The 24,877-nt window shown below is 59.9% G+C and carries 23 protein-coding genes and 2 riboswitches; of the genes, 12 read left to right on the forward strand and 11 right to left on the reverse strand.

Going from position 1 to position 24,877, the window contains the following annotated elements; translation table 11 throughout:
• Nucleotides 1-140: 140 nt before the first annotated feature.
• On the reverse strand, nt 141-1,439 hold the full coding sequence (locus MWU54_RS11805) for a capsule biosynthesis protein CapA (RefSeq protein WP_247083739.1): 1,299 nt from the start codon (nt 1,437-1,439) through the stop codon (nt 141-143).
• A 106-nt stretch (nt 1,440-1,545) separates the two neighbouring features.
• Here MWU54_RS11805 and MWU54_RS11810 point away from each other — a divergent pair, with 106 nt between their 5' ends.
• The gene (locus MWU54_RS11810; RefSeq protein ID WP_247083741.1) at nt 1,546-2,136 is read left to right on the forward strand and encodes a riboflavin synthase; all 591 of its coding nucleotides are present in this window, start codon (nt 1,546-1,548) and stop codon (nt 2,134-2,136) included.
• Nucleotides 2,137-2,163: 27 nt separating this feature from the next.
• Here MWU54_RS11810 and MWU54_RS11815 read toward each other — a convergent pair whose 3' ends face one another.
• Nucleotides 2,164-3,318, reverse strand: coding sequence for an MFS transporter (locus MWU54_RS11815; protein WP_247083743.1), 1,155 nt, complete (start codon nt 3,316-3,318; stop codon nt 2,164-2,166).
• A 101-nt stretch (nt 3,319-3,419) separates the two neighbouring features.
• On the opposite strand from MWU54_RS11815, the gene MWU54_RS11820 reads away from it, so the two are divergent.
• The gene (locus MWU54_RS11820) at nt 3,420-5,867 is read left to right on the forward strand and encodes a ligase-associated DNA damage response DEXH box helicase (RefSeq protein WP_247083745.1); all 2,448 of its coding nucleotides are present in this window, start codon (nt 3,420-3,422) and stop codon (nt 5,865-5,867) included.
• A 72-nt stretch (nt 5,868-5,939) separates the two neighbouring features.
• On the opposite strand, the gene MWU54_RS11825 is transcribed toward MWU54_RS11820, so the two are convergent.
• From MWU54_RS11825 to glyA, 3 genes are all read right to left on the reverse strand, one after another.
• Complete coding sequence (locus tag MWU54_RS11825; RefSeq protein ID WP_247083747.1) at nt 5,940-7,496, reverse strand: 2-isopropylmalate synthase; 1,557 nt, start codon at nt 7,494-7,496, stop codon at nt 5,940-5,942.
• Between the two features lie 11 nt (nt 7,497-7,507).
• A complete protein-coding gene (locus MWU54_RS11830; protein WP_247083749.1) occupies nt 7,508-7,864 on the reverse strand; it encodes a cupin domain-containing protein in 357 nt (118 codons plus the stop codon).
• 312 nt (nt 7,865-8,176) lie between these two features.
• The gene (gene glyA, locus MWU54_RS11835) at nt 8,177-9,472 is read right to left on the reverse strand and encodes a serine hydroxymethyltransferase (protein WP_247083751.1); all 1,296 of its coding nucleotides are present in this window, start codon (nt 9,470-9,472) and stop codon (nt 8,177-8,179) included.
• 172 nt (nt 9,473-9,644) lie between these two features.
• Here glyA and MWU54_RS11840 point away from each other — a divergent pair, with 172 nt between their 5' ends.
• Together MWU54_RS11840 and MWU54_RS11845 are read left to right on the forward strand one after the other, a co-directional pair.
• The gene (locus tag MWU54_RS11840) at nt 9,645-10,406 is read left to right on the forward strand and encodes an NAD kinase (protein ID WP_247083753.1); all 762 of its coding nucleotides are present in this window, start codon (nt 9,645-9,647) and stop codon (nt 10,404-10,406) included.
• Between the two features lie 217 nt (nt 10,407-10,623).
• Entirely contained in the window at nt 10,624-11,430 is an 807-nt protein-coding gene (locus MWU54_RS11845; protein ID WP_247083755.1) for a trypsin-like peptidase domain-containing protein, read from the forward strand.
• A gap of 12 nt (nt 11,431-11,442) precedes the next feature.
• Here the strand turns inward: MWU54_RS11845 and MWU54_RS11850 are convergent, their stop codons facing one another.
• Nucleotides 11,443-11,952 (reverse strand): Lrp/AsnC family transcriptional regulator, encoded by a 510-nt coding sequence (locus MWU54_RS11850; RefSeq protein WP_247083757.1) that lies wholly within the window; start codon nt 11,950-11,952, stop codon nt 11,443-11,445.
• 84 nt (nt 11,953-12,036) lie between these two features.
• Here MWU54_RS11850 and hppD point away from each other — a divergent pair, with 84 nt between their 5' ends.
• Both hppD and MWU54_RS11860 read left to right on the forward strand, forming a co-directional pair.
• Nucleotides 12,037-13,131 carry a 4-hydroxyphenylpyruvate dioxygenase gene (gene hppD / locus MWU54_RS11855; protein ID WP_247083759.1) on the forward strand — a complete coding sequence of 365 codons (1,095 nt, stop codon included), beginning with the start codon at nt 12,037-12,039 and terminating at the stop codon, nt 13,129-13,131.
• A 140-nt stretch (nt 13,132-13,271) separates the two neighbouring features.
• Nucleotides 13,272-14,012, forward strand: a complete 741-nt coding sequence (locus tag MWU54_RS11860) for a hypothetical protein (protein ID WP_247083761.1) — start codon at nt 13,272-13,274, stop codon at nt 14,010-14,012.
• 20 nt (nt 14,013-14,032) lie between these two features.
• On the opposite strand, the gene MWU54_RS11865 is transcribed toward MWU54_RS11860, so the two are convergent.
• Nucleotides 14,033-15,430 carry a 2-isopropylmalate synthase gene (locus MWU54_RS11865; protein ID WP_247083763.1) on the reverse strand — a complete coding sequence of 466 codons (1,398 nt, stop codon included), beginning with the start codon at nt 15,428-15,430 and terminating at the stop codon, nt 14,033-14,035.
• A gap of 154 nt (nt 15,431-15,584) precedes the next feature.
• Here MWU54_RS11865 and MWU54_RS11870 point away from each other — a divergent pair, with 154 nt between their 5' ends.
• Together MWU54_RS11870 and MWU54_RS11875 are read left to right on the forward strand one after the other, a co-directional pair.
• Complete coding sequence (locus tag MWU54_RS11870; RefSeq protein WP_247083765.1) at nt 15,585-17,246, forward strand: NAD+ synthase; 1,662 nt, start codon at nt 15,585-15,587, stop codon at nt 17,244-17,246.
• Nucleotides 17,247-17,378: 132 nt separating this feature from the next.
• Complete coding sequence (locus MWU54_RS11875) at nt 17,379-17,774, forward strand: DUF805 domain-containing protein (protein WP_247083767.1); 396 nt, start codon at nt 17,379-17,381, stop codon at nt 17,772-17,774.
• A gap of 20 nt (nt 17,775-17,794) precedes the next feature.
• Here MWU54_RS11875 and MWU54_RS11880 read toward each other — a convergent pair whose 3' ends face one another.
• A complete protein-coding gene (locus MWU54_RS11880) occupies nt 17,795-18,187 on the reverse strand; it encodes a metallopeptidase family protein (protein WP_247083769.1) in 393 nt (130 codons plus the stop codon).
• A gap of 42 nt (nt 18,188-18,229) precedes the next feature.
• Complete coding sequence (locus MWU54_RS11885; protein WP_247083771.1) at nt 18,230-19,153, reverse strand: MBL fold metallo-hydrolase; 924 nt, start codon at nt 19,151-19,153, stop codon at nt 18,230-18,232.
• A 167-nt stretch (nt 19,154-19,320) separates the two neighbouring features.
• Between MWU54_RS11885 and gltX the strand changes: the two genes are divergently transcribed.
• A complete protein-coding gene (gene gltX, locus MWU54_RS11890) occupies nt 19,321-20,658 on the forward strand; it encodes a glutamate--tRNA ligase (RefSeq protein WP_247083773.1) in 1,338 nt (445 codons plus the stop codon).
• Here the strand turns inward: gltX and MWU54_RS11895 are convergent.
• Together MWU54_RS11895 and MWU54_RS11900 are read right to left on the reverse strand one after the other, a co-directional pair.
• Nucleotides 20,655-21,902, reverse strand: coding sequence for a DUF2254 domain-containing protein (locus MWU54_RS11895; RefSeq protein WP_247083775.1), 1,248 nt, complete (start codon nt 21,900-21,902; stop codon nt 20,655-20,657). The two genes, gltX and MWU54_RS11895, sit on opposite strands and share 4 nt — an antisense overlap.
• On the reverse strand, nt 21,902-22,477 hold the full coding sequence (locus MWU54_RS11900; protein WP_247083777.1) for a gamma-glutamylcyclotransferase family protein: 576 nt from the start codon (nt 22,475-22,477) through the stop codon (nt 21,902-21,904). The genes MWU54_RS11895 and MWU54_RS11900 overlap by 1 nt, the downstream gene beginning before the upstream one ends.
• Nucleotides 22,478-22,558: 81 nt before the next feature.
• On the opposite strand from MWU54_RS11900, the gene MWU54_RS11905 reads away from it, so the two are divergent.
• The 3 genes from MWU54_RS11905 to gcvH all read left to right on the forward strand — a co-directional run bounded on the left by MWU54_RS11905 (nt 22,559) and on the right by gcvH (nt 24,813).
• Nucleotides 22,559-23,029, forward strand: a complete 471-nt coding sequence (locus tag MWU54_RS11905; RefSeq protein WP_247084052.1) for an Rrf2 family transcriptional regulator — start codon at nt 22,559-22,561, stop codon at nt 23,027-23,029.
• 38 nt (nt 23,030-23,067) lie between these two features.
• A riboswitch (glycine riboswitch) is annotated at nt 23,068-23,154 on the forward strand.
• A 3-nt stretch (nt 23,155-23,157) separates the two neighbouring features.
• Nucleotides 23,158-23,223, forward strand: a riboswitch (glycine riboswitch).
• Between the two features lie 87 nt (nt 23,224-23,310).
• Nucleotides 23,311-24,435, forward strand: coding sequence for a glycine cleavage system aminomethyltransferase GcvT (gene gcvT, locus MWU54_RS11910; RefSeq protein ID WP_247083779.1), 1,125 nt, complete (start codon nt 23,311-23,313; stop codon nt 24,433-24,435).
• 18 nt (nt 24,436-24,453) lie between these two features.
• Nucleotides 24,454-24,813 (forward strand): glycine cleavage system protein GcvH, encoded by a 360-nt coding sequence (gene gcvH / locus MWU54_RS11915; protein ID WP_247083781.1) that lies wholly within the window; start codon nt 24,454-24,456, stop codon nt 24,811-24,813.
• Nucleotides 24,814-24,877 lie beyond the last annotated feature (64 nt).

The raw sequence follows: 24,877 nt of genomic DNA on the forward strand, positions 1-24,877 counted from the left end.
CAGCGATGGGTCGCGCCCACCGGAAATTTGAACTGAACACTGCTCGGTCTCCTCGACCAGTTATTGTCTGCCTCGGTTTATCTTTTTTCGATAAGCTACCGGAATCGGGGCAGTTTGGCCAGTACTAGGGATGGTGCCGTCTACTGAACAAGCCGCAACTGTTGCGTCACGGACGCTTCACCCGACAGACGCAATTCGTAAGGCCCATGCGGCGCCATCATCCGATCCACGACATGCCGCAGCAGTTGTGCGCGCCCTCGTGCGGAATAATACCCACCGGGAAGCTGGCTCGTTTCCAGCAGGAACTGCCGGTAAATCGCGTGGGCGTCGGGGTCGGGCGGATGAGGGGACCGGAAAAACGCGGGCAGCGGTTGATGCGACACCAGCCCCGGTTTGTCATAAACGCTTGTGCCAAAGCAGCGCACCGGCAATCCGCGCCAGAGCGCCTGATGGGCTGCGGTCGAATTGACCGTGACAGCCGACCGCGCGGCTTGCAGAAGATAAGCCAGCTTGCCGCCCCGCACAAAGCAGACCCTGTCCGCAACACCATGGCGCGCCGCGCTGCGCCGGATGGCCTGTTCCAATGGCGCGCGACCGTCTTCCAGCGGATGCGCTTTGAAAACCAGCCGGTGATGCGCCGGGGCCCCCTTGGCAAAACCGTCGATCACCAGGTCAACGAACTCGGTCTGTGATTTGAACTGTGAAAACGCGCGAAAACTTGCATCGTGTTCCAGTTGCAAAAGACCAACGTGATAGGGCCAGCCTCCTTTGCGAATGCGCCGTGTTGCCAGATGCCGCAGAAGGATATGGCGGGGCCTGCGGATCAATCGCAAAAGCTGAAGCCTGAACTCTTCCGCGACGGATTGATCCCGATGGGGGCGGTAATTCGGAAACGCCTGATTTCTGAACAGAACATGCCAATGATACAGCGCCCCGTGGATCATATGCTGACGCAAATCGCCCCATCGGTCCGGGGGAACCGTTGGCATATCCGCCCGCTGACGCAGCGCGCGCGTCATATCCTCAAGCGAAATGTGCATCAGCCGCGAATTCCCGTTCGAGCCGTTGCGTTCATACGTGGCCCAGTAGGGGCGCAGGTAACCTTCTTCGAAAACGTGAATGGTCATCCCCAAGCGGCGTGCGATCCTGACCGCCTCGGCATGGTGTTGCCGCGTGTCGCCGTAAAGCACAAGATCGGTGGCCCCGGTCGATTGTACCCAGCGTTCAAACTGGGCGTGCCAGCCGTCAAGTGGCGCGCGAAAGGGCAGCAACCGGTCGCGATCCGACCAACGCGACGCGTCACCGGCATTGAATGCAACCCGCCAACAGGTTGCACCGGTTTCTGAAAGGTGCGCCGCCAGTTCCGAAAAGAACGGACCGTGCGGGCCCTGCAAAAACAGGAACGCACGGGTGTCTGTCTTGGCCGTTGTCTTTGTCATGTCTGCGCAGTATCCCTCAGCCGTTGGTAGGCTACCATACGCACCGGCGGTGTGGGAATGCCTGACCGCAAGATTTGGTGGGCTGACGCAAGATAGGGGCAAGATCATGTTTACAGGCATCGTGACGGACATCGGCGAGGTGCGCCAATTGGAACATCGCGGTGATCTGCGCGCCCGCATCGCCACCGCCTATGACACCGACGGGATTGATATCGGCGCGTCGATTGCCTGTAGTGGTGTTTGCCTCACTGTTGTGGTGCTGGGACCGGACTGGTTCGAAGTGGAAATCAGCGCGGAAACCCTCGACAAGACAACGCTCGGGTCTTGGCAAGTGGGCACGAAAATCAATCTCGAACGCGCGCTCAAGGTTGGCGATGAACTGGGCGGGCATATCGTGACGGGCCATGTTGATGGCCTCGCCGAAATCGTGGACATGCGCCCCGAAGGCGACAGCATTCGCTACACGTTTGAAGCGCCCGAAACCCTCGCCCGGTTTATCGCGCCCAAAGGGTCGGTTGCGCTTGATGGCACATCTTTGACCGTGAACGAGGTCGATGGATGCCGCTTTGGGGTCAACCTCATTCCCCACACGCAAGAGGTCACGACCTGGGGGCGTTCCAAGGTGGGCGACAAGGTGAACCTCGAAATTGACACGCTGGCGCGGTACGTGGCGCGGCTTGCCGAGATGCAGGGCTGATCCGCACTCGGGTGCGGACGGTTTTCGCTAGAGACGGGCGACCGCTTTGCGTCCAATGATCCAAGTCAGGATCATACCAGCGCTGTAAGCGACTGCCAGAAACGCGAAAGGCCCGATCAATGGCGCGCCTTGATAGATCGCGATCAACAGCGGTGTTCCGGTCAGATTGCCAAGGTTCCCCATCTGCGCCAACGCCCCATTGGCCAGCGCCCGTGCATTGGGATCAGGGTTAAGCTGAGGGACTACGGCGAAGCCCGATCCCTGAACAAACGCCATCGCGGCAAACAGCAATACGATACTGGCGGCTGAAAACCCGGCGATGAACGCGACAACGGCGGCCCCCAGACAGGCCGCGAACCCGCCGGTGACAACATGCAACGCCCGAACCCGGTTCAACAGGACAATTCCGGCGGTCAGGGCCACGGCAATTGACACCAATGGCGCAAGTGGGGCCAGCCAGGGCGGGGCCGTCCCGTTGGTCAAAAGTGGCAACGCGGTCAGGATCGACACAAAGGTCAGCGTATAACATAACCAGGCAAGCGCCGGGGTTGCGATGCCGGGGGTCGCATAGGCGCGGATGTGGCGCTGCAAGACAGACCCTTCCGGCGTTGTGAAAGACTGCCGTGCATCAGGGCGCGGCAGCACCATCAGGCACAGCAGACAGGCCACCGCCATCCAAATGGCATGCCCGATCATCAACGCGGGAAGTCCGCCCAAGCCAAGGACACCGGGCGCGATCAGGGCGGTCATGGCAAACGCCACCCCGAAAAACGTGCTCCACAGGGTCAACGCCGCAGGGCGCAACCGATCCGGCGTCATCTCGGCGATCAGCGTGGGAGCCGCGACCACGATCAGCAGATGCGACACGCCTTCCAAAACGCGACTTGCCATCAGGAACGGCAGGGACGGCAAGCTGGCTTGCCAGATCGAAATCGCAGCACCCAGCGCCAGCGACCAGACCAAGGCGCGTCGCGTGCCGATCCGGTTCACCACCATCCCCGCAACAAGCCCTAGCAATACGCCCACAAGGCTGATCAGCGACACGGCCAGTCCCAATGTGGCATCGCTGCCGTCATAGGTTTGCGCCAGGGTGACAAAGCTCACCGCGAGTTTGGAAAACTGACCCGCAGCGCCAAGCCCCGCCAGATAGATCACCCCCGTGATGAAAAGCGGATGCGTCATGCCTGTCCTTCCTGATCTGGCCCGACTAGTGGCGGAACCGCAAATCACCTGCAATGGCAACGACCGTTTTTCTTCTGCGGCACGCAGGTTATCTATCCCCCATGACATCTTTGCCAGCTCCGCTTCAATCTTGGTTCGACACCCGTGGGTGGACCATCCACCCGCATCAGCAGCACATGCTTGACCGCGCGCAGGAGCGCTGTTTGCTATTGATCGCGCCCACCGGTGGCGGCAAAACGCTGGCCGGGTTTCTGCCGACGCTGCAAGAGCTGGCAGACACCCCGCGCGATGGGTTGCACACGTTGTATGTCAGCCCTCTCAAGGCGTTGGCAGCCGACATCAAACGCAATCTGCGCACTCCGATTGACGAGGCGGGATTGCCGATCCGGGTGGAAGACCGGACCGGGGACACGTCGGCCCATGTGAAAAAGCGCCAACGCGCCGACCCGCCACATATCTTGCTGACGACGCCGGAATCGCTTGCGCTCTTGACCAGCTATGAAGACGCGCCGCGGATGTTTCGCGGTGTACAGCGGGTGATTGTCGATGAAATCCACGCGCTTGCAGAAAGCAAACGTGGCGATCAACTGATGCTGGCCTTGGCGCGACTGCAAACCCTGTGCCCTGATCTGCGCCGCGTCGGACTGTCTGCAACGGTCGAAGACCCGCAGGCCATCGCGCAGTTCCTGGCACGGCATCCCGACCCGTGCGAGATCGCGATGGCCGATCCGGGACCGGACCCGGATATCCGGATACTGGTCACGGACGAGGCCCCGCCCTGGTCGGGCGGTGGGGCGAAATACGCCATTCCCGCCGTGCTCGAAGAGGTCAAGAAGCACAAGACAACGCTGATTTTCCACAACACGCGCGCGCAGGCGGAAATCTTTTTCCACAATCTCTGGCTGGCCAATGAAGACGCCTTGCCAATCGGCATCCACCACGGATCACTGGACCGCGGTCAGCGCGAAAAAGTCGAGGCGGCGATGGTCCGGGGCGATCTGCGGGCGATTGTCTGTACCGGCTCGCTCGATCTGGGGATCGACTGGGGGGATGTGGATCTGGTGATCCAGATCGGGGCCCCGAAAAACGTCAAACGGCTGGTGCAACGCATCGGGCGCGCCAATCACCGCTACAATGCGCCATCCAAGGCGCTGCTGGTGCCTGCGAACCGGTTCGAGGTTGTGGAATGCGTCGCGGCCCTTGATGCGGTGAAAGCGCATGATCTGGACGGAGAATGGCGCGGGCGTGGACCGCGCGATGTGCTGTGCCAACACATTCTCATCGCGGCCTGCTCCGGGCCGATTGAGGCGGATGCGCTCTATGAAGAGATGACCTCCGCCGGGGCCTACGCCGATCTGACGCGTGCAGAGTTTGACGATTGTTTGGCGTTCTGTGCCACGGGGGGCTACGCGCTGCGGGCTTATGATCAGTGGCAGCGGTTGAAGCAGTTGCCCGACGGGCGCTGGCAGTTGCGCGATCCGCGGTCTGCCGCCCGTATCCGACAGAATATCGGCACCATTCAGGACACCGACACGCTCAAGGTGAAATGGCGCGGGCGCGGTGGAAAGCCTTTGGGCGAGATCGAAGAAGGCTTTGCCGCGACCCTGACGCGCGGCGATACCTTTCTGATCGGCGGCCAGATCGTGCGCTATGAAGGCCTGCGCGAATTGACCGTCGAAGTGACGCGCGATGCTGGTCGCAAACCAAAAATCGCCACCTTCATGGGTACGAAATTCGCCACCTCAACGCAGTTGTCGAACCGCATCGTCGAGATGTTTCAGCAAGACGATTGGCCCGACCTGCCGCGCCATACGCGGGATTGGTTGCACATGCAGCGCCGGGTCAGCCGTCTGCCCGAACCCGGTCGGCTCTTGATCGAAAGCTTCCCGCATGATGGGCGCGAACAATTGGTGGCTTACGGCTTTGCCGGGCGCAACGCGATGCAGACACTGGGGCTCTTGCTGACCAAGCGGATGGAGGAAGAAGGTCTGGCCCCGATGGGCTTTGTCGCTACGGATTACGCCGTGCTGATCTGGGGGCTGGACGCCGTGATCGACCCCGCGCCCTTGTTCGACATTGCGGCGCTGGAGGCGGGGCTGGACGGATGGCTGGCCGGGAATGCCGTGATGAAGCGTACGTTCCGGGCCTCTGCGACCATCGCAGGATTGATCGAACGCAATCTGGGCGGGCAGCGCAAGACCGGGCGGCAGGCGACGATGTCGTCGGATATCCTCTATGACACGTTGTTGAAATACGATCCCGATCACCTGCTGATGCAGATCACCCGCGAAGAAGCGATGCGCGGGTTGGTCGATTTCGCGCGCATTCGAGATATGGCGGAACGTGTGGAAGATCGGATTGATCTGAAGCGACTTGACCGCGTGACACCCTTGGCTGCGCCGCTCTTTCTGGAACCGGGGCGCGTGCCGGTGCGAGGCTTGGCGGATGAGCGTTTGCTGGAAGAAGAGGTCACGCGGCTGATGGAGACCAGTGGTCTGGCGCAGGTCGAAGCCGCGCCCAGCAAGCCGAAATGGCGGGTGCCGTATTGAGTTGGTGTGCCGGGCAAATGCCCGGCCTACCCTTGACGTGTGCGTAGGCCGGGCTTCAGCCCGGCACCCCCGTCAGGTCACATCCCGGTAAGAAATTTCTTTGACGTCCTTGCCGGTTTTGCCACGCCGCACGATCAAACGGTTGAGCGCGTGGATATAGGCTTTGGCGGATGCGACCACAGTATCGGTATCCGCAGACTGACCCGTTGCAATCATTCCGTCCTCTTCGAGCCGCACGGAAACGGTCGCCTGTGCGTCGGTGCCTTCGGTCACGGCGTGCACCTGGTACAGCTGCAACCGCGCCTTGTTGGGGTGCAGCATGCGCACCGCTTTGAAGGTGGCATCCACCGGTCCGTCGCCTTCGCTGGTGGCGCTTTCTTCCTTGCCGTCGATTTCCATCTCCAGCGTGGCTTCGGCCGGGCCGGTGCCACATGTGACGTGCAGATTCACCAGCTGCAATGCGTCGTCGCCGTCGCCAGACGCGCTGACCAGTGCGAGAATGTCGTCGTCAAACACCTCTTTCTTGCGATCGGCGAGGTCTTTGAACCGCACAAAGATGTCCTTGAGCTGGTTGTCCCCGACGTCAACGCCCAGCTCCTTGAGCTTGGCGCGCAACGCGGCACGCCCCGAGTGTTTGCCCAGCGGCAGCGACGTGCCCGAGATCCCCACATCTTCGGGGCGCATGATCTCGAAGGTTTCAGCGTTCTTCAGCATCCCGTCCTGATGAATGCCGGATTCATGCGCAAAGGCGTTCTTGCCAACAATGGCTTTGTTGAACTGTACCGGGAAGCCGGAAACCGTGCTGACCCGACGCGAGATATGCATGATTTTCTTGGTGTCGATGCCGGTGTGATACGGCATGATGTCGTTGCGCACCTTGAGGGCCATCACCACCTCTTCGAGCGCGGTGTTGCCAGCGCGTTCGCCCAAGCCGTTGATCGTGCATTCGATCTGCCGTGCGCCGCCTTCGACAGCCGCGAGGGAGTTGGCCGTCGCCATGCCAAGGTCGTTGTGACAATGCGTGGCAAAGATCACCTCGTCCGCGCCGGGAACGGTCTCGATCAGACGTCGGATCAGGTCAGCGGATTCAATCGGCGCGGTGTAGCCGACCGTGTCGGGGATGTTGATCGTAGTCGCCCCCGATTTGATCGCGATCTCAACCACGCGGCACAGGTAATCCCATTCCGTCCGGGTCGCATCCATGGGGGACCATTGCACGTTGTCACACAGGTTGCGGGCGTGGGTCACGGTCTGTTCGATCCGCTCGGCCATCTCATCCTTGGTCAGGTTTGGAATGGCACGATGCAAGGGCGAGGTGCCGATGAACGTGTGGATGCGCGGTTTGCCTGCGTTCTTCACCGCCTCCCAGCAGCGGTCGATATCCGGCAATTGCGCGCGGGCGAGGCCACAAATCACGGCGTCTTTTGAACGTTCGGCAATTTCGCTCACCGCGCGGAAATCACCTTCGGAGGCGATGGGGAACCCGGCTTCGATAACATCCACGCCCATATCGTCGAGCAGTTCGGCGATTTCGAGCTTTTCGTCATGCGTCATGGTCGCGCCGGGGGATTGTTCGCCGTCGCGCAACGTGGTGTCGAAGATGACCACTCGGTTCTTGTCGTTCATCATGTCTTTGGTCCTCAGATCGCGGGCTTGGCGGCCGGGGGCACGCCACTGTCGCCCGTATTGGGCTCGCCCGTTGGTTCAATCAGCAACACGTGCGCTTCGGTTGTCGCGCGGGGGCGGTGAACGATGCCTTTTGGCACGATCACCATCTCTCCGGGGCCGAACGTGACGGATGGCGCGTTTTCATAGTCCATTGTCACGTCGCCCGAGATCACGAGGAAGAAGTCGTCCGTATCGTCATGTTTGTGGAACGGAAATTCGCCGGCGAACTTGACCACCATCACGTCATTGCCATTGTAGGACGCCACAACGTGTGGGTCCCAATGGCTTGAGAACAGTGACAGTTTCTCTGCGAGATTGATTTTGTTCATGGGAGTTTCCAATCCGGGTGCGTCGGCGCGCTACGCTTGATCCTCTGAGCGGACGCGCCGGTTTGGCACGCTCAGAGGCGGATTAGAAGTAGACGGATGGCGCGCGAAAGCGTCGGGCGGAGGCGCGTGTCAGCTGCGGTATGTGCCATAGATGTCATGGGCGAGACTATACGGCGCAATTTTCGAAAGAAAAGCCGCGAAATGCAAAATACGCGCTCCAATAGTTCGAAGCGCGTATTTCTGTTACGCAATTTTTTACTGTTCGGCGTACAGATTCTTCGTACGAAGAATCTGGGCCGCGCCTAGTAAATTCTACAGGTCAGGATAGATCGGGAAGCGGGCGCACATTTCGGCCACTTCTTTGCGCACCTTTTTCTCGACCGCGCCGTTGCCGTCTTCGCCATTCGCGGCCAGCCCGTCGGTCACTTCGATAATCCAGTCCGCAATCTGGCGGAATTCGGCTTCGCCAAACCCGCGTGTGGTGCCGGCCGGTGTGCCCAGACGAATGCCAGACGTGACCATCGGCTTTTCCGGGTCAAACGGAACGCCGTTCTTGTTGCAGGTAATATGCGCCCGCCCCAAGGCCTTTTCGGTCGCGTTGCCCTTTACACCTTTCGGGCGCAGGTCCACCAGAACCACATGCGTGTCGGTCCCGTGCGTGACCGTGTCCAGACCACCCTTGATCAATTGGTCAGACAAGGCTTGCGCGTTGCGGATGACGTTTTGCTGGTAAACCTTGAAGTCGGGACGCAAGGCTTCGCGAAACGCCACGGCCTTGGCCGCAATCACATGCATCAACGGACCGCCCTGAATGCCGGGGAAGATGGCAGAGTTGAACTTCTTCGCAAGCGCCTCGTCATTGGTCAGGATCATGCCACCACGCGGTCCGCGCAAGGTCTTGTGCGTCGTGGTGGTCGCCACGTGGGCATGTGGGAAAGGCGACGGGTGCTCTCCTGCCGCCACAAGACCGGCGAAATGGGCCATGTCCACATGCAGATAGGCACCCACGCTGTCGGCAATCTCGCGCATGCGGGCGAAATCGATCTGGCGAGGGATCGCGGATCCCCCGGCAATGATCAGTTTCGGCTGATGTTCGGTCGCCAAAGCCTGGACCTGATCGTAGTCCAGCAGGTTGTCCTCTTTGCGGACACCGTATTGCACGGCCTTGAACCACTTGCCGGACTGGTTGGGGGCCGCGCCGTGCGTCAGGTGCCCACCTGCGTCAAGGCTCATTCCAAGGATCGTGTCGCCGGGTTTGAGCAATGCCTGAAACACACCCTGGTTGGCTTGCGACCCCGAGTTTGGCTGTACATTGGCAAACCCACAGCCGAACAGCTCACATGCGCGGTCAATGGCGAGGTTTTCGGCCACGTCCACGAATTGACACCCGCCATAGTAGCGACGGCCCGGGTAGCCTTCGGCGTACTTGTTGGTCATCACCGACCCCTGCGCCTGCATCACCGCGCGGCTGACGATGTTCTCGGACGCGATCAGTTCGATCTCGTCGCGCTGCCGACCAAGTTCATCCGTGATCGAGCGGTAGAGCTCAGGGTCACTCTCGGCGAGCGAAGTCGTGAAAAATCCGGTGTCACGATGTGGCGCGTTCATGGGCTGGGCCTCCTAGAAGCGGGTGGATTGCGTTGAGGGTTAAGTAATTGAGTTGCCCGAAAAGGCAAAGACGTTAATACGACGTTGCGCAATAAAGTTGCGCCACGACTGGCGCGCGCGTGTTGTTTGTGTTTGGGTCAAACCCGGTCTACCCCGATTGGAACTGGTCGTCATGTCATTGCGAATTGCCTTCACAGCCAGCTCTGCGCCGATTGCGCAGGCCGCAAAAGAAGGATTGACCCGGCGCTACGGCGATCATGCCGAAGCCGGTGCAGATGTCATTGTCGCACTGGGGGGCGACGGATTTATGCTCGACACGCTGCACCGCACGCAGGATTTGCTGGCACCCGTGTACGGTATGAACCGGGGCACCGTAGGGTTCCTGATGAACGCATATTCGGACCACGGCCTCGAAGAACGGCTGGAGCAAGCCGAAGAAGAAGTCATCAATCCACTGTCCATGCAGGCCATCACCAGCGATGGCAGCACGCATCGGGAGCTGGCAATCAACGAGGTGTCGTTGTTGCGGGCAGGTCCGCAGGCCGCGCGACTGCGCATCAGCGTCGATGGCAAGGTGCGGATGTCCGAATTGGTTTGTGACGGGGCCTTGGTCGCCACGCCTGCAGGATCGACCGCCTATAACTATTCCGCGCATGGGCCGATCCTGCCCATCGGGTCAGACGTTCTGGCGCTCACGGCAATGGCGGCGTTCCGACCACGCCGTTGGCGCGGTGCCTTGCTGCCCAAGACAGCAGACGTCACCTTTGAAGTCCTGGACCCGGAAAAGCGCCCGGTGATGGCCGAAGCGGATGCGCGCGCGGTCCGTGATGTGGTGCGGGTGGATATTCGCTCCGAGCCGTCGATTGCCCATAGGGTTCTTTTTGATCCCGGACACGGGCTGGAAGAACGGTTGATCCGCGAACAATTCGTCTGACGCACTGACAGATGCGAACGCGTCGATCCGCGCGTGACCGATGGCGTATGGGCTGTGCGCCGACCCAGCCCAGGAACGACGTCGCTCGAACATGCGACCCGCCACCATACGCCTGACATGAACCGGTCCAGCTTCTGCCACGCTTTTTCTCTACGCACCCTATGGTGCCGCAGGACGCGGCGATTGGATGACGAGTGAGGGATCTCCAATGCGCATCATGTCACTTCTGACACTGCTTACGGTGATGTTGGCAACCGGCACGGCTTTGGCGCAAGAGCGTGACCGCCTGGACGACCGGGGCGAATTGCTGGGTTGGGAAGGTGTGGGCCGACTTGATCTGGGTACGGGGTCCTGCACCGGCACGTTGATTGCGCGGAATCTGGTTCTCACCGCCGCACATTGCGTGGTGGACGACGCATCCGGGCGCGTTTTGCCGATCTCGAAAATGCGGTTCCATGCCGGGTACACCCATGGGCAAACCGCCGCCAGCAGGCGGATCAGCAAAGTGGTTGTGGCCGATGGATATCAAACCGCGCAGAAGGCATCGCTGACCCAAAAGGTCCGGACCGATCTTGCGCTTCTGCGACTGGAGCGTGACATCTACAGCACCGAAGCTGAGCCGTTCAAAGTGCACACGCACCCGGTGAACGCAAACAGCGTGACGCTGGTGTCCTATGGTCGTGGCCGCAACGACTCCCTGCAGCGCGAATCCGGGTGTCGCCACAAACAAACCTATCGCGGCGGTGTGATGACCTTTGATTGCGATGTCACGTTCGGCTCCTCCGGTGCGCCGGTTTTCACCCGCGTGGATGGCCGTTTGCGGATTCTGTCGGTGATTTCGATGATGTCGCAGGGGCCAGACGACAAAGAAGCCATCGGCATGACACTGCCCGATGTGGTGGATGCGATGAAACGCGAGATGCGCAACGATGCGGCCCGCGCGCCGGTGACCGCCGGGGCAAAGCGGGTCAAGGTGGGGCAGCGCTCGGGCGGGGGTGCCCGGTTTGTGAAACCCGGCGGCTAGGGCCGTCCTTGCTCACAGTGGCAAGGGCAGGGCGGTGTCGTCTTTGACCTGATCCATCACGATCTGGCTGTGCACGCGGCCAATCGCAGGGTGCGGCAGCAGCACATCCTGAACAAGCCGGTTCAGCGCGGACAAGTTTTCGCAATAGACACGAAAAATGTAATCGGCCTCCCCGGTCAAGGTCCAGGCGGCAATGATCTCGGGCTGGATATCGACCAACCGTTTGATCGACCGATGCGTTTCGCCGTCCTGAGAATCCGTTTGCACCTGAATGAATGCCTGCACAGTCAGGCCCAGCTTAACCGGATCAAGCCGACATGGCGTTCCGACAATCAGACCGTCTGCCTCAAGCCTCTGACGCCGTCTCCCGATCTGCGACGCTGACATGTCCAACACCTCAGACAACTCCAAGGCCGAGGTTTGACCATTCTTCTGAAGAATCGACAGAAGCTGGATATCTTTGGGATCAAGTCGCATAGTGCGGAAATATTGCACCAGAAGGCTTTGGTGTGCAATTCGCATGCGAAAGATGTGGGTGATAGTCATGTATTTGGGCGCAAATCGCGCCGTGCCCCGCGTAGACTGCGCTCAAACATGGAGGACGACATGGGCCCTTTTCCGCACAACGCACCCAAAGCCACGATTTCCAAAGAAAACCCCGCCGGGACAGACGGGTTTGAATTTGTCGAATTTGCGCATCCCAATCCGGAAGAGTTGCGCACGCTGTTTGCCAAGATGGGCTATACCCATACCGCCACGCACAAGACCAAGGACATCCAGCTTTGGCAGCAGGGTGACATCACCTATGTCTTGAACAACGAACCCGACAGCCACGCCAAACGTTTTGTCGACGAACACGGCCCCTGTGCGCCGTCGATGGGGTGGCGCGTCGTTGATGCGCGGCACGCGTTTGATCACGCGGTGTCAAAGGGCGCAACGCCATATGAGGGCACAGGCAAATCATTGGACGTGCCGGCGATTGTCGGCATTGGCGGATCGCTGATTTACTTCATCGACAAGTATTACGAAGAAAACCCGTACAACGAAGAGTTTGACTGGGTGACCGCAGCCCATCCCGAAGGCGTCGGGTTTCACTACCTCGATCACCTGACGCACAACGTCCACAAGGGCAATATGGATGTCTGGTTCAAGTTCTACGGTGATCTGTTCGGATTCAAGGAAATCCGGTTCTTCGACATCGAAGGCAAGTTCACCGGCCTTTTGAGCCGCGCACTGACATCCCCCTGCGGCCGCATCCGTATCCCGATCAACGAAGACCGTGGTGAGACGGGCCAGATTGTCGAATATCTCAAACGTTACAAGGGCGAAGGCATTCAGCACATCGCCGTCGGGGCGAAAGACATCTACGCCTCGGTCGACGAAATTGCAGAGCGCGGCATCACATTTATGCCCGCACCGCCTGATGCCTACTACGAACTGAGCAAGACGCGGGTTGTTGGCCATGAAGAGCCAATCGACCGGATGAAAAAGCATGGCATCCTGATTGATGGCGAAGGCGTTGTCGGCGGTGGCGAGACCCGCATCCTGCTGCAGATCTTCTCGAAAACCGTGATCGGGCCGATCTTCTTTGAGTTCATCGAACGCAAAGGGGATGACGGCTTTGGCGAAGGCAACTTCAAAGCGCTGTTCGAAAGCATCGAAGCCGACCAGATCGAACGGGGCGTTTTGAAGGCGGGGTAACCTATAGCAAGTACCACACGAGCATTTCGGACATCGCGTATCCCAAGCTGTTTCAGCGATGTCCGGATTCGAGTCTAGGTCAAAGCAGCATGGAGGCGTAAGATACCCACATTCGAAAATTGCTATTGAAAGGATGTGGTATGGCAGATGCTGGTACAACGATTTTTAAGCATTCGATTGGAAAGCCCACCAAAACCGGCAAGGTGGCCATGAAGGTCGAGTTCAGGTCTGATGGCGGCACCAAATTCAAAGAGGGTGTTGTTGTAGATATCGACAAAGACGATACTGCAGTGGAGAAGTCCGCCAAGATCGTCGCTGCTCTTAACGCCAAGATTGCAGCGAGGAATGAGGGAAAGGGTGCAGAAGCGACCCAAGGAAAACTGGTTTTCCCAAGCGGAACGGAAATTCAGCTGCCCGAAATCTACGTCACGAACCTTAAAGACTTCAGGGTGACAAAAGTCGTCTACGACTCGAAGAAGACTGGCGAAACCATCAAGAAACGGAAGATTAAGCTTGCGATGGTTGATCCCGGAGAAGGGTCAACCAAACCTGGGGAAGACAGCCAGGAAACAGCCTTGGTCGTCTTCCAAGGTGCGCCAACACAAGGTTCCGTCACTCTAGCTGTGGGAGACAATTCCATTGCCAGGGTGAATACGGCTGATCAGAGCAATCTGAACATTGTCCAGGCGCTTGTTTCGCAAATTGCAGAGGCCGGTGGGTTTGCTTCAGTCGAGGAGTTGAAGCATGACGACTCCTATGGTGAAGACCATTGGGATTTCGGTGTCATGATTTCGGAACTTAAGGGCGATGCAGTCTTTGTTGACGTTGATGACGATGGCATGGGCTATGCCATCAGTCTTTTCGACTCAGCAGAAGGATAGCAAATCGCGGTACTTGGCGCTTACCCGTCTGTCAGCGCGCCGTTGATCCATTCGCCCGTGGCTTCTTCGCCCGTTGCATAGCGCATGGTTCCCGTGCCCTGGCGCTTGCCGTTCAGGAAAGCGCCCTCGTACACGTCGCCATTGGCGTATGTGGCGGTGCCGGTGCCGCTGATTTCACCGTTTGACCAGTCTCCGGTATAGCTGAAACCGTCGGCCATCGTGATCTTGCCCTGCCCGTGGCGTTGGCCGCCCATGAACTCACCGACATAGACCGTGCCGTCGGTATAGGTGGCCGTGCCCTGACCGTGACGCTGTCCGTCCTGCCATTCGCCCTCGTATTTGTAGCCGTCGGGATAGGTCATCACCCCGACGCCATGATTGCGGGCGTTCTTGAATTCCCCTTCGTAGACCAGCCCGTTGGCATAGACCGCCTTGCCCTTGCCATCGATGACCCCGTCCACCCAGTCCCCTTCGTAGGTTGATCCGTCCGGGTAGGTGATTTTGCCCTGACCATTTGCCAGATCGCCACGGAACTGGCCTTCGTAGACAGACCCGTCCGGGTAGGTGACCTTGCCCAGCCCCTCGATCTGACCCGCGACCCACGCGCCTTCGTAGCGATAGCCATCGGTGCCTATGAACGTGCCTTCCCCTTCGCGCAGGTCATCCTTGAACTGGCCTTCATAGACATCGCCATTGGCATAAGTGACCTTGCCTTGCCCATCGCGCCGTCCGGCAACCAACTGCCCCTCATAGATGTCGCCGTTGGCTTGTGTCAGCGTGCCGGTGCCATCGATCTGACCGCCTTTCCACGTACCCTCGTAAATGAGGCCATCCGGCATGGTCAGTTTGCCCTGTCCGTCCCGGTCGCCCGCAGCCACGCGGCCTTCATAGATCGATCCATCAGGATAGGTGATGGTTCCGTTGCCTTCCTTGACGCCGTTGACCCAGTCGCCTTCGTAGACATAGCCCCCCGGGCTTTGCATGGTGCCGCGCCCGTGGTGCAGCGCGTTGCGGAAGCTGCCTTCGTAGCGCACGCCATTGGCATAAAGCGCCACACCCTGACCGGTGATCTTGCCGTCAAGCCAAGACCCTTCGTAGGTTGAGCCATCTGCAAAGACGATCTTGCCGATGCCTTCGGGTTTGCCCTTGGCAAACTGGCCCTCGTAGACTGATCCGTTCGGAAACCGCGCCACGCCATTTCCGCGGATTTCGCCGTCAACCCAGTCGCCCGTGTATTCATATCCATTGGGAAGCCGATATGTGCCGGTGCCGTGCTGCAGCCCGTTTTGGAACGTGCCTTCGTAAACGCCGCCGTCGTCATATTGCTTGGTCTGGACCTCGCCATCCTGCGCCAGACCAGCGCTTGCACCAATCAGCGCGACGCTCGCGCTCAGAAGGACTGTCGTGCCTGATCTCATGTGCTCGCGTTCCCACTCATGTTCGTTGCCATGACCCTGTGCTGAAAACCTATGCGACGGCGCGGTGTCAGACAATGTCTTATCCGACAAGGTGCTTTCCCTCGGGCGGGGTTCTGCTATGTCACCGGCGATGTCGGGTAAGGGAGACGTCCCAATGGTGGATCGGTTTCGGATAACATTGGCCCAGTTGAACCCCACGGTCGGTGACCTGAAGGGCAACGCCGCCAAAGCGCGCGCTGCCTGGGAACAGGGCAAGGCCGCTGGCGCGGACCTTGTGGCACTGCCCGAGATGTTCATCACCGGTTATCAGGCGCAGGACCTGGTCGTGAAACCGGCCTTTGTGGCGGCGGCAAAGGCAGAGATCGACGCACTGGCCAAGGCTTGTGCCGATGGACCGGCGCTGTGTATCGGTGGCCCATGCGTGGGCGAGGACCTCAAGCTGCACAACAGCTATTTCACCTTGCAAGATGGCAAGGTCGCAGCGGTCGTGCACAAGTATTTCCTGCCGAATTTCAACGTGTTTGACGAAGTTCGCCTGTTCTCGCGCGATATGATGCAGGGGCCTGTGGCGGTCAACGGCGTGCGCATCGGCATGCCGATCTGCGAAGATGCCTGGTACCCGGACGTGATCGAAGCGCTTGAGGAAAGCGGGGCAGAGTTCATTCTTGTGCCCAACGGATCGCCCTATTTCCGCGATAAGTTCGAAACCCGGTTGAACCACATGATCTCGCGTCTTGTCGAAGCGCGACTGCCCTTGATCTACCTGAACATGGTGGGGGGGCAGGACGATCAGGTGTTCGATGGCGGGTCATTCGTTTTGACCCCGCCCAGCGAAATGGTGGTGCAGTTGCCGGTCTTCGACGAGGTCGTCAGCCATGTCGATCTGTATCGTAGTGAAACCGGGTGGCGCGCCGCAAAAGGCGATTTTGATCTGCATCCCGACGCGATGGAGCAGGATTACCGCGTCATGGTCACGGCGTTGCGCGATTACCTTGCCAAGACCGGGTTTTCCAAGGTGCTGCTGGGTCTGTCCGGTGGCATCGACAGCGCCATCGTCGCAACGATTGCGGTGGATGCGCTGGGTGCGGAGAATGTGCGCTGCGTGATGCTGCCCTCGGAATATACATCGCAAGAGTCCTTGGAAGATGCAAAAGCCGTCGCTGAAGCGCTTGGTTGTCGCTATGATTTTGTGCCTATCGCAGACACCCGCGCGGCGGTGACGCAAACACTGGCCCCCCTGTTCGAAGGCACTGACGAAGGGCTGACCGAAGAAAACATCCAGTCGCGTATTCGCGGGCTTCTGCTCATGGCCCTGTCGAACAAGTTTGGCGAAATGCTGCTGACCACAGGTAACAAATCCGAAGTTGCGGTCGGATATGCGACGATCTATGGCGACATGGCGGGCGGGTACAATCCGATCAAGGACATGTACAAGACCGCCGTGTTCGAAGCCTGCCGCTGGCGCAACGAGACCCATCGCGATTGGATGATGGGCCCGGCGGGAGAGGTGATCCCGGACCGGATCATCACCAAACCGCCCTCGGCTGAATTGCGCGAGGACCAGAAAGACAGCGACTCACTGCCGGATTACCCGGTGCTCGACGGCATTCTTGAAATTCTGGTCGATGAAGACGGCTCCATCGCGGATTGCGTGGCCGCTGGATATGATCGTGCGGACGCCAAAAAGGTCGAGCACCTGCTTTACATCAGTGAATACAAACGCTTTCAGTCCGCCCCCGGTGCGCGCCTGTCCAAACGCGCCTTCTGGCTGGATCGGCGTTATCCCATCGTGAACCGTTGGCGCGACGAAAGCTGAGAATCAGTCTGCAACGCTGCGCGGCACCGCGTTGTGGCACCCAATCGCCTGCAGCATGCCGTCTCCAGCCTTACGTTGACTCACACCGTGAAACGATCAACCTTGGTCGTGATCAGTTTCGGAGATAGCGTCATGGAGTCCCTACAAACCGCCGCACGTACAGTACTGTCGAAATACGCGACATTCACAGGTCGCGCCTCGCGGTCAGAATTCTGGTGGTGGGTGCTGGCTGTTTTCCTTGTCCTGCTTGTCACGCAACTGATCGACGGCTTGATTATCGGGCCGCTTCTGGGATTGGGCCCGGCCAGCGAAAGCGAGCCATTGTCATTTCTGGTATCTCTTGGCCTGCTGTTGCCGAACATCGCGGTCGGTGTGCGGCGGATGCATGACATCGGTCGAACCGGCTGGTGGCTCTTGATCGCGTTTATCCCGATCATCGGCTTTTTCGTGTTGCTGTATTTCTACGTCCAACCCAGCCAGCCAGACACCAATCAGTACGGTCCACCCGAGCCGTTCAAAGCAGACTAACGGTCTGGCGACGCTCCCGTTTATTCCCACCATCGGTCGATCTGGGCAATCTCGTCGTCGGTCCAGCCAAAGTGATGCGCGATTTCGTGGACGACGATATGCTGAACCAAATCCTCCAGCGTGTCGTTCTTGCGCGTGCGCCACTCGTCTAAAATGGGTTGTGCAAACAACCACACGGTGTCGGGAAACGGCGACGGGTCCACGTTTGATTTCTGCGTCACGGGGATGCCGTCATACAACCCCGTGAGGTCAAGCCGGTCTTCGATGCCCAACTCGCTGAGCATCTCTGGTTCGGGCCAATCCGTGACCTGCAACACGACGTCCGCACATATGTCCCGAAACGGTTGAGGCAGCCCCTTAAGGGCCGCCTCGGCATACCGGGTGATGTCGTCGATATCGGTGGCTCCATCCATGCCCGTATGAGCAGGACGCATGCCACCAACGTCAAGATGCGATCAGAGCAAAAGCTGATAACTGTGTGGAACGTAGTGGAACCCGTCGCCGCGTGTTTCGACATAGCCGACACCGGGGAAGGGCATGTGGTAGCCAATGAACGGGATGTTGTCCGTGGCCAGCATGCCCAACACCCGGCGGCGTGTGGCGGCGGCGGCTTGTTTGTCCATGTCAAAGCGCACTTCCCAGTCGGGATAGGCCAGTGACCAGACATAGTGGTTCGCCAGATCCGCAAAAATCAAAAGCTGCTGCCCGTCGCTTTCAAGCCGATACGCCATGTGGCCCGGCGTGTGGCCAAAGCTGGCCACCGAGGTGATCCCGGGCGCGATGCTTGCCTCATCACCGATAAAGGACATCTTCTCCGCCAGCGGTGCGACATTGCTTGCGAACCGTTCGTTGTCGGTGCCGGACCAGTGGTCGAACTCGACCTGCCCTGTGATGTAGGCGGCGTTGCTGAAGGTTTCGGCCCCGTCTGTCATCAGACCGCCGATGTGGTCGCCATGCATGTGTGTCAGGACGACATGAGTGACGGCGTCAGCGGAATACCCTGCCATTTCGACCGCCTGCGCGATCGAGGCCCCGTTCAACCCGGTATCGAACAGGATCAACTCGGACCCCGTGTTCACAAGCGTCGGGTGGAAAAAGAACTGTGCTTTGCCGATCGGGATATGGGCCGTCGCGGACACAGAGGAAAACTCCTCAGCCGACACGTTCATACCGAAAATCCCCTGCGGCTCTTCGACAGTGCGGCTGCCAACCAGCAGGGTTGTTACTTCGAAATTGCCGACGCCAAAGCGGCTGATGCGTGGAATTTGCGGACCCTGTTGTGCGGCCTGGGCCAGCACAGGCGTGCTGGCAAGGCTGGCCAGCGGCGCGGCGGCCAGGCCGGTCAATGCGGTCCGGCGCGTAATTGTGAATTTTGTCATTAGTCTGTCTCCCCTTGTAGTCCGACTATGACCTAGCCGGACATATGCAGGAAGCACGACCTATTCACTGGTTCGTGATGATGACCTCCGGGGCGGCGTCGCGCTGACGGCATTCTGGACAAACCCTGCGCCATATGGGAAAGGGCGCGCCTACAGGAGGCTCCCCCATGACCACCACCCGTTTTGCACCGTCGCCCACCGGTTACATCCATGTTGGTAACCTGCGCACCGCGTTGTTCAATCACCTGATCGCCCGCAAGTCGGGTGGGACGTTCATCCTGCGGATCGACGACACCGATCCCGAGCGGTCGAAAGAAGAATATGTCGACGCCATCAAGCAGGATCTGGAATGGCTGGGCCTGACATGGGACCGGGTCGAGCGTCAGTCCGAGCGCCTTGACCGCTATGCCGAGGCCGCGGACAAGCTGCGGGGTATGGGGCGTTTTTATGAAGCGTTCGAGACGCCGGTCGAACTGGACCTCAAGCGCAAGAAACAGCTGAACATGGGCAAGCCGCCGGTTTATGACCGCGCCGCTTTGGCGTTGTCGGAGGCCGACAAGGACGCCCTGCGCGCAGAGCGTGGTGATGGCGTCTGGCGTTTCAAGCTGAATCAGGAGCGGATCGAATGGAATGACGGCATTCTGGGCGACATCTCGATTGATGCGGCCAGCGTGTCTGACCCGGTGCTGATCCGGGCGGACGGTCAGGTTCTGTATACCCTGGCGTCGGTTGTCGATGACACCGATATGGGGGTGACCCACGTCGTGCGCGGGTCCGACCACGTGACCAACACCGCAACGCAGATCCAGATGATCCGCGCCCTGGGTGGCACCGTTCCGGCGTTTGCGCACCACTCGCTTCTGACCGGCCCACAGGGCGAGTCGCTGTCCAAACGTCTGGGCACCCTCGCGTTGCGCGACCTGCGTGAACAGGGCGTAGAGCCCGAGGCGCTGCTAAGCCTGATGGCGCGTCTGGGGTCCAGCCAACCGGTGGAACTGCGCGCTTCTCTGGACGAGATCGCCGAGGGCTTCGACCTCGATCAGTTTGGATCGGCCCCAACCAAATTCGACGTACAAGACCTGTTTCCGCTGACCGCGCGCAAGTTGCACGGGCTTGATTATGCGGTGATGAAAGACGAATTGGCCGCGCTGGGCGTTCCGGATGACATCGCCGAAGCCTTCTGGGGTGTGGCACGGGCCAACATCACCACCCGCAAGGACATCGCCCAGTGGTGGACGCTGGTGTCTCAAGGGGCCGAACCGATGGTGGCCGACGAAGACAAAGACTTTGTCGCCGAAGCCATGGCGTTGCTGCCCGAAGGCCCCTTGCCCGCAGATGCGTGGAGCACCTGGACTGCAGCGGTGAAATCCGCAACCGGTCGCAAGGGCAAAGGCCTGTTCATGCCGCTGCGCAAAGCGATCACCGGTCAGGAACGCGGCCCCGAGATGGCGGATTTGCTGCCTTTGATGCAGTCCATTCCAGCCCGGAAACTGGCCAAAAGCTAGGCTTGCTTGGCCTTTTCGCGCAGCGTCTTGACCGCGTCCGGGTCGTCGATCCGACGATCAATGATGCCCAGGGCGCTGTCGCGCGCGGCCTCTGCCGCCTGTGCCAGTTCGGACCAGTCGCTGCGGCTCAGCCGGTTGGTGGCTTTCAGCATCTGCGCCATCACGTCAAACCGGTTGCCGCCGTCCTGCATCAGCGCGGAATACCCGTCCTGTATCAGGTTCTTTGCAGACACACTGCCAATGATGACACGCGGATAGCGCACCTCAGTCTCGCGGTCCTCGTCCGTCATCCTCTGGCCCAGATCCCACAGGATGCGTTCGATGCGGTGGATCACGTCAATCGCGGTGCCGGGATCGTTGACGCCCGGGGACAACGCCCGCGAGGCCACCTCTGACAGGATCACGATGCCAAAGCGCGCGTCCTGTTCAAACGTGCGTTCGTCGCCCAAGGTGAAATTGTCGATCAACGCCTCGGGGTCATCGGACCGGTCCACATAGGCCAAGGGCATGCCCTTGAGCACCCAGCTGCCGGGCGGTGTGGTGACCCACAAATTCGCGTCCGCGTCCTCAAGCTTTTCATTAAGCTCGGAAAGGCTGATGAATTGCACGAACCCGGATTTCGGCGACAACAAGGGGAGCGCCCCATCGGGGAGCCGCGGTGCATTTGATGCAGGCCGCGCACCAAGATTGGGCCGCTTGGCCAGACTGACCAATGGCGGCGTCGCGGTCTTTTCGACAAGCGCCAGCGTGTGATCAAGGCTGCCCAACTGGCTGAGATGAGCAATCCAGCGCAGGATGGCCACGATGATCAGGAAGATGCAGATCAGCGTCATGGCAAACACGATGACCGCAGCGGAGTCGCCATAGTAATGTGCCCGGAACATCACGATGGCCCCAAGCGAAAACAGAAACGCGCCGACAAACACCGACATGACATTTTGCGTGGTCATGTCTTGCATCAGTATACGGTAAACACGCGGGGTGGCCTGACCGGCGGCGGACCGGAAGGCCGACACCATGATACCCAGAGAAAACGTGGTCACGGCCAGCATGGACGACGCAAGGATGTTCAGGATCGGCAGAACCGCGTCGCGGGAAAACCGCTCGACCAGACTTTCGGGAAGCGACCTGTCCAGAAGCGGCGCGATCAGAGCAATTACCAACGCTGCTGCGCCAAAAGCCGAGATCCGGATGCCCGGTTGCCGCCAGAGCCGGTTGATCAAGAGCCACAGTCGCGCGCGCATCAGGCAAGCACCCGCACGCGCAGATCACTGAGAAGATCATCGACACATTCCCGTTCGGTCAGGCTCAGCACCTGGGCACGGGGATAGATCGGCGCGTCGCGATCATTGAGCACGCAAGTGTCCCACCCTTCGGTGCCATGGGCAAAGCGCGTCGCACCGTCTTCGCCAAAATGGTGCAGGTAGCCCTGAATGACGGCATCGACATAACTGAGCAGGATGGGATGGTCCTCGTCCGGCGGTGCGGCATGGTCAGGTGGAATGGCGTAGATCGAGACATCGCGCACCGCCACGGCGGTGTGGCTGACCGTTTCGGTGACCAGAATGCGGTCATAGGCATATTCCCGCGCGTCCAGATCGGCCCAGTTGTCGTCCGGCACCGGTGCGATGACACCGTCAATCGTTGCATCCGCATCGCGCACCACCGACAGAAACGCCGCCGGACGCACCGGCGCGCGATGCCAGACACGCCGCCAGCCGGAAATCTGCGATGGATGGATGGGATCGAACTGGTGTGTCATGCGGTTCACCAGCGAGCCATAGCCAAAGAAATGAGGGTGTTTGACGGAATTAGACACGTATCGCCCGTTTGATGTATATCAAGGACAGCTTTGCACGAAGCGATAGCATTGGCCAACTGAACAAAAAGGATGTTTCCCTTGCGAGTGACCAAACGGACCAATATCGCGATGCGCGTCCTGATGTTTTGTGCGGCAAATGCCGGACGGCTGGTGACGAAAGCAGAAATCGCTGAGTGCTGCAATGCCTCTGAAAACCATCTTGCCCAGGTGATCAATCAACTTGGTCAGCTCGGTTTTCTTCACACACAACGCGGACGCAACGGCGGATTGTCCCTTGGGCGCCCCGCCGAAGACATCAAGATCGGCGACGTGTTCCGCGTTCTTGAAGCGCCCGTGCCTCTGGCCGAATGCTTTGCGGATGTCGACAACACCTGCCCGCTGACAGAGGCATGTCGCCTGCGCACCGCGCTGACCGACGCGGTCGAGGCGTTTTACCGCTCGCTGGACCCCATCACGCTGGATGCCCTGATTTGTCAGAACGAGGCGCTGATGAATATTCTGAACCCGGGCAAGGGCTGCGCGGAACGAGATGCCGCGCTGGCCGTTTGACCACTTGAGCCGGATCGCGATTCGGTCTACCACTGTACACATCCACGATGGGAGAATCGGCACAGCCGGTGCCGAAGGAGCAACCGCCCCCGGAAACTCTCAGGCTGAAGGACCGTCGCGGAAATAAACTCTGGAGAGATCTTGGCATTGCCCAAGGCGCCGAAGGGATAACGATCTCAGGCAAAAGGACAGAGGGGGCATAGGACGAATGCGCATCGCGCATTTTGGAATATGCCGGATGTTTCTTAGAAATCGCCCGGCCCGTTGGGAAGGGATATAGCGTGAGCGATTTACACCGCACGCCGCTTTACGATCTGCACGTTTCGCTGGGTGCGAAAATGGTGCCGTTTGCGGGATATGACATGCCCGTTCAATACAAGCTTGGCGTGATGAAAGAGCACCTGCACTGCCGTGCGGCCGCCGGGCTGTTCGATGTCAGCCATATGGGCCAGGTGATCTTGCGCGCGCCCGATCCCGAGGCGGCAAAGCGGGCACTGGAAACGCTGATCCCGCAGGATGTGCTTGGGTTGGCCGAAGGTCGTCAGCGCTACGGGTTTTTCACCAACGAGGCCGGCGGCATCGAAGACGATCTGATGTTCGCCAACCGGGGGGATCATCTCTACGTCGTGGTGAACGCGGCTTGCAAAGACGCCGATGTGGCCCGGATGCGCGCCGCGCTTGAACCCGATGTTACCGTGAAACTGCTGGAGAACCGCGCGCTTCTGGCGCTGCAGGGCCCAAAGGCCGAAGCCGTTCTGGCTGAACACCATCCAATGGTTGCCGAGATGGCGTTCATGGACGTCGCAACCGTGCCGCTGGCCGGGGCGGAATGCTGGGTGTCGCGGTCAGGATATACCGGCGAAGACGGGTTCGAGATTTCGGTGCCCGTCGCCGCTGCCGAAGATCTGGCCAAGGCGTTGCTGGCCCATGACGCGGTCGAAGCCATCGGTTTGGGGGCGCGCGACTCGCTGCGGCTCGAAGCGGGATTGTGCCTCTATGGCCATGACATTGACGCCCAAATCTCGCCGGTCGAGGCAGGTCTGACCTGGGCCATCCAGAAATCCCGCCGCACCGGCGGTGACCGTCAGGGCGGGTTCCCGGGCGACACGCGCATCCTTGGCGAAATGGCCGATGGCGTGGCGCGCAAACGCGTTGGGCTTCTGCCGGAAGGCCGCGCGCCCATGCGCGAAGGCACAGCCTTGTTTGCAAGCGCCGACGCCACAGCGCCGGTTGGCACGGTCACGTCGGGTGGTTTTGGCCCGACCGTCGGGACACCCGTCGCCATGGGATATGTGGACGCGGAACATGCCGCGGTTGGCACCGCGCTGTTTGGCGAAGTGCGGGGCAAACGCTTGCCTGTTGCGGTCGCAAAAACGCCCTTCGCGGCACCTGGTTTCAAACGATAATCCATCAAAGAGGGACTTATGAAGTACACTGAAGAACATGAATGGCTGCGGGTCGAAGGCGACGAAGTCGTGGTCGGGATCACCGCACACGCGGCCGAACAATTGGGGGATGTCGTGTTCGTCGAACTGCCCGATGCCGGCACGACCGTCAGCAAGGATGACGAGATCGTCGTGATCGAATCCGTGAAAGCGGCATCCGACATTCTGGCCCCGCTGGACGGGGAAATCACCGAAGTGAATGAGGCGCTGGTGGATGAACCCAGCAAGGTCAACGACGATCCCGAGGGCGAGGCGTGGTTCTTCAAGTTGAAGATTGAAGACATGTCGGCGCTGGACGACCTGATGGATGAAGCCGCCTACAAGGCCTTCATCGGCTGATCTACCAACTGCCCCGGCGCGTCATGTGCAAGTGTCGGGGCGGTCTGCTTTTGAAAACTGATCT

The sequence above is a fragment of the Marivita sp. S6314 genome (assembly GCF_023015985.1).
In the GTDB taxonomy this organism is placed as follows: Bacteria; Pseudomonadota; Alphaproteobacteria; order Rhodobacterales; family Rhodobacteraceae; genus Marivita.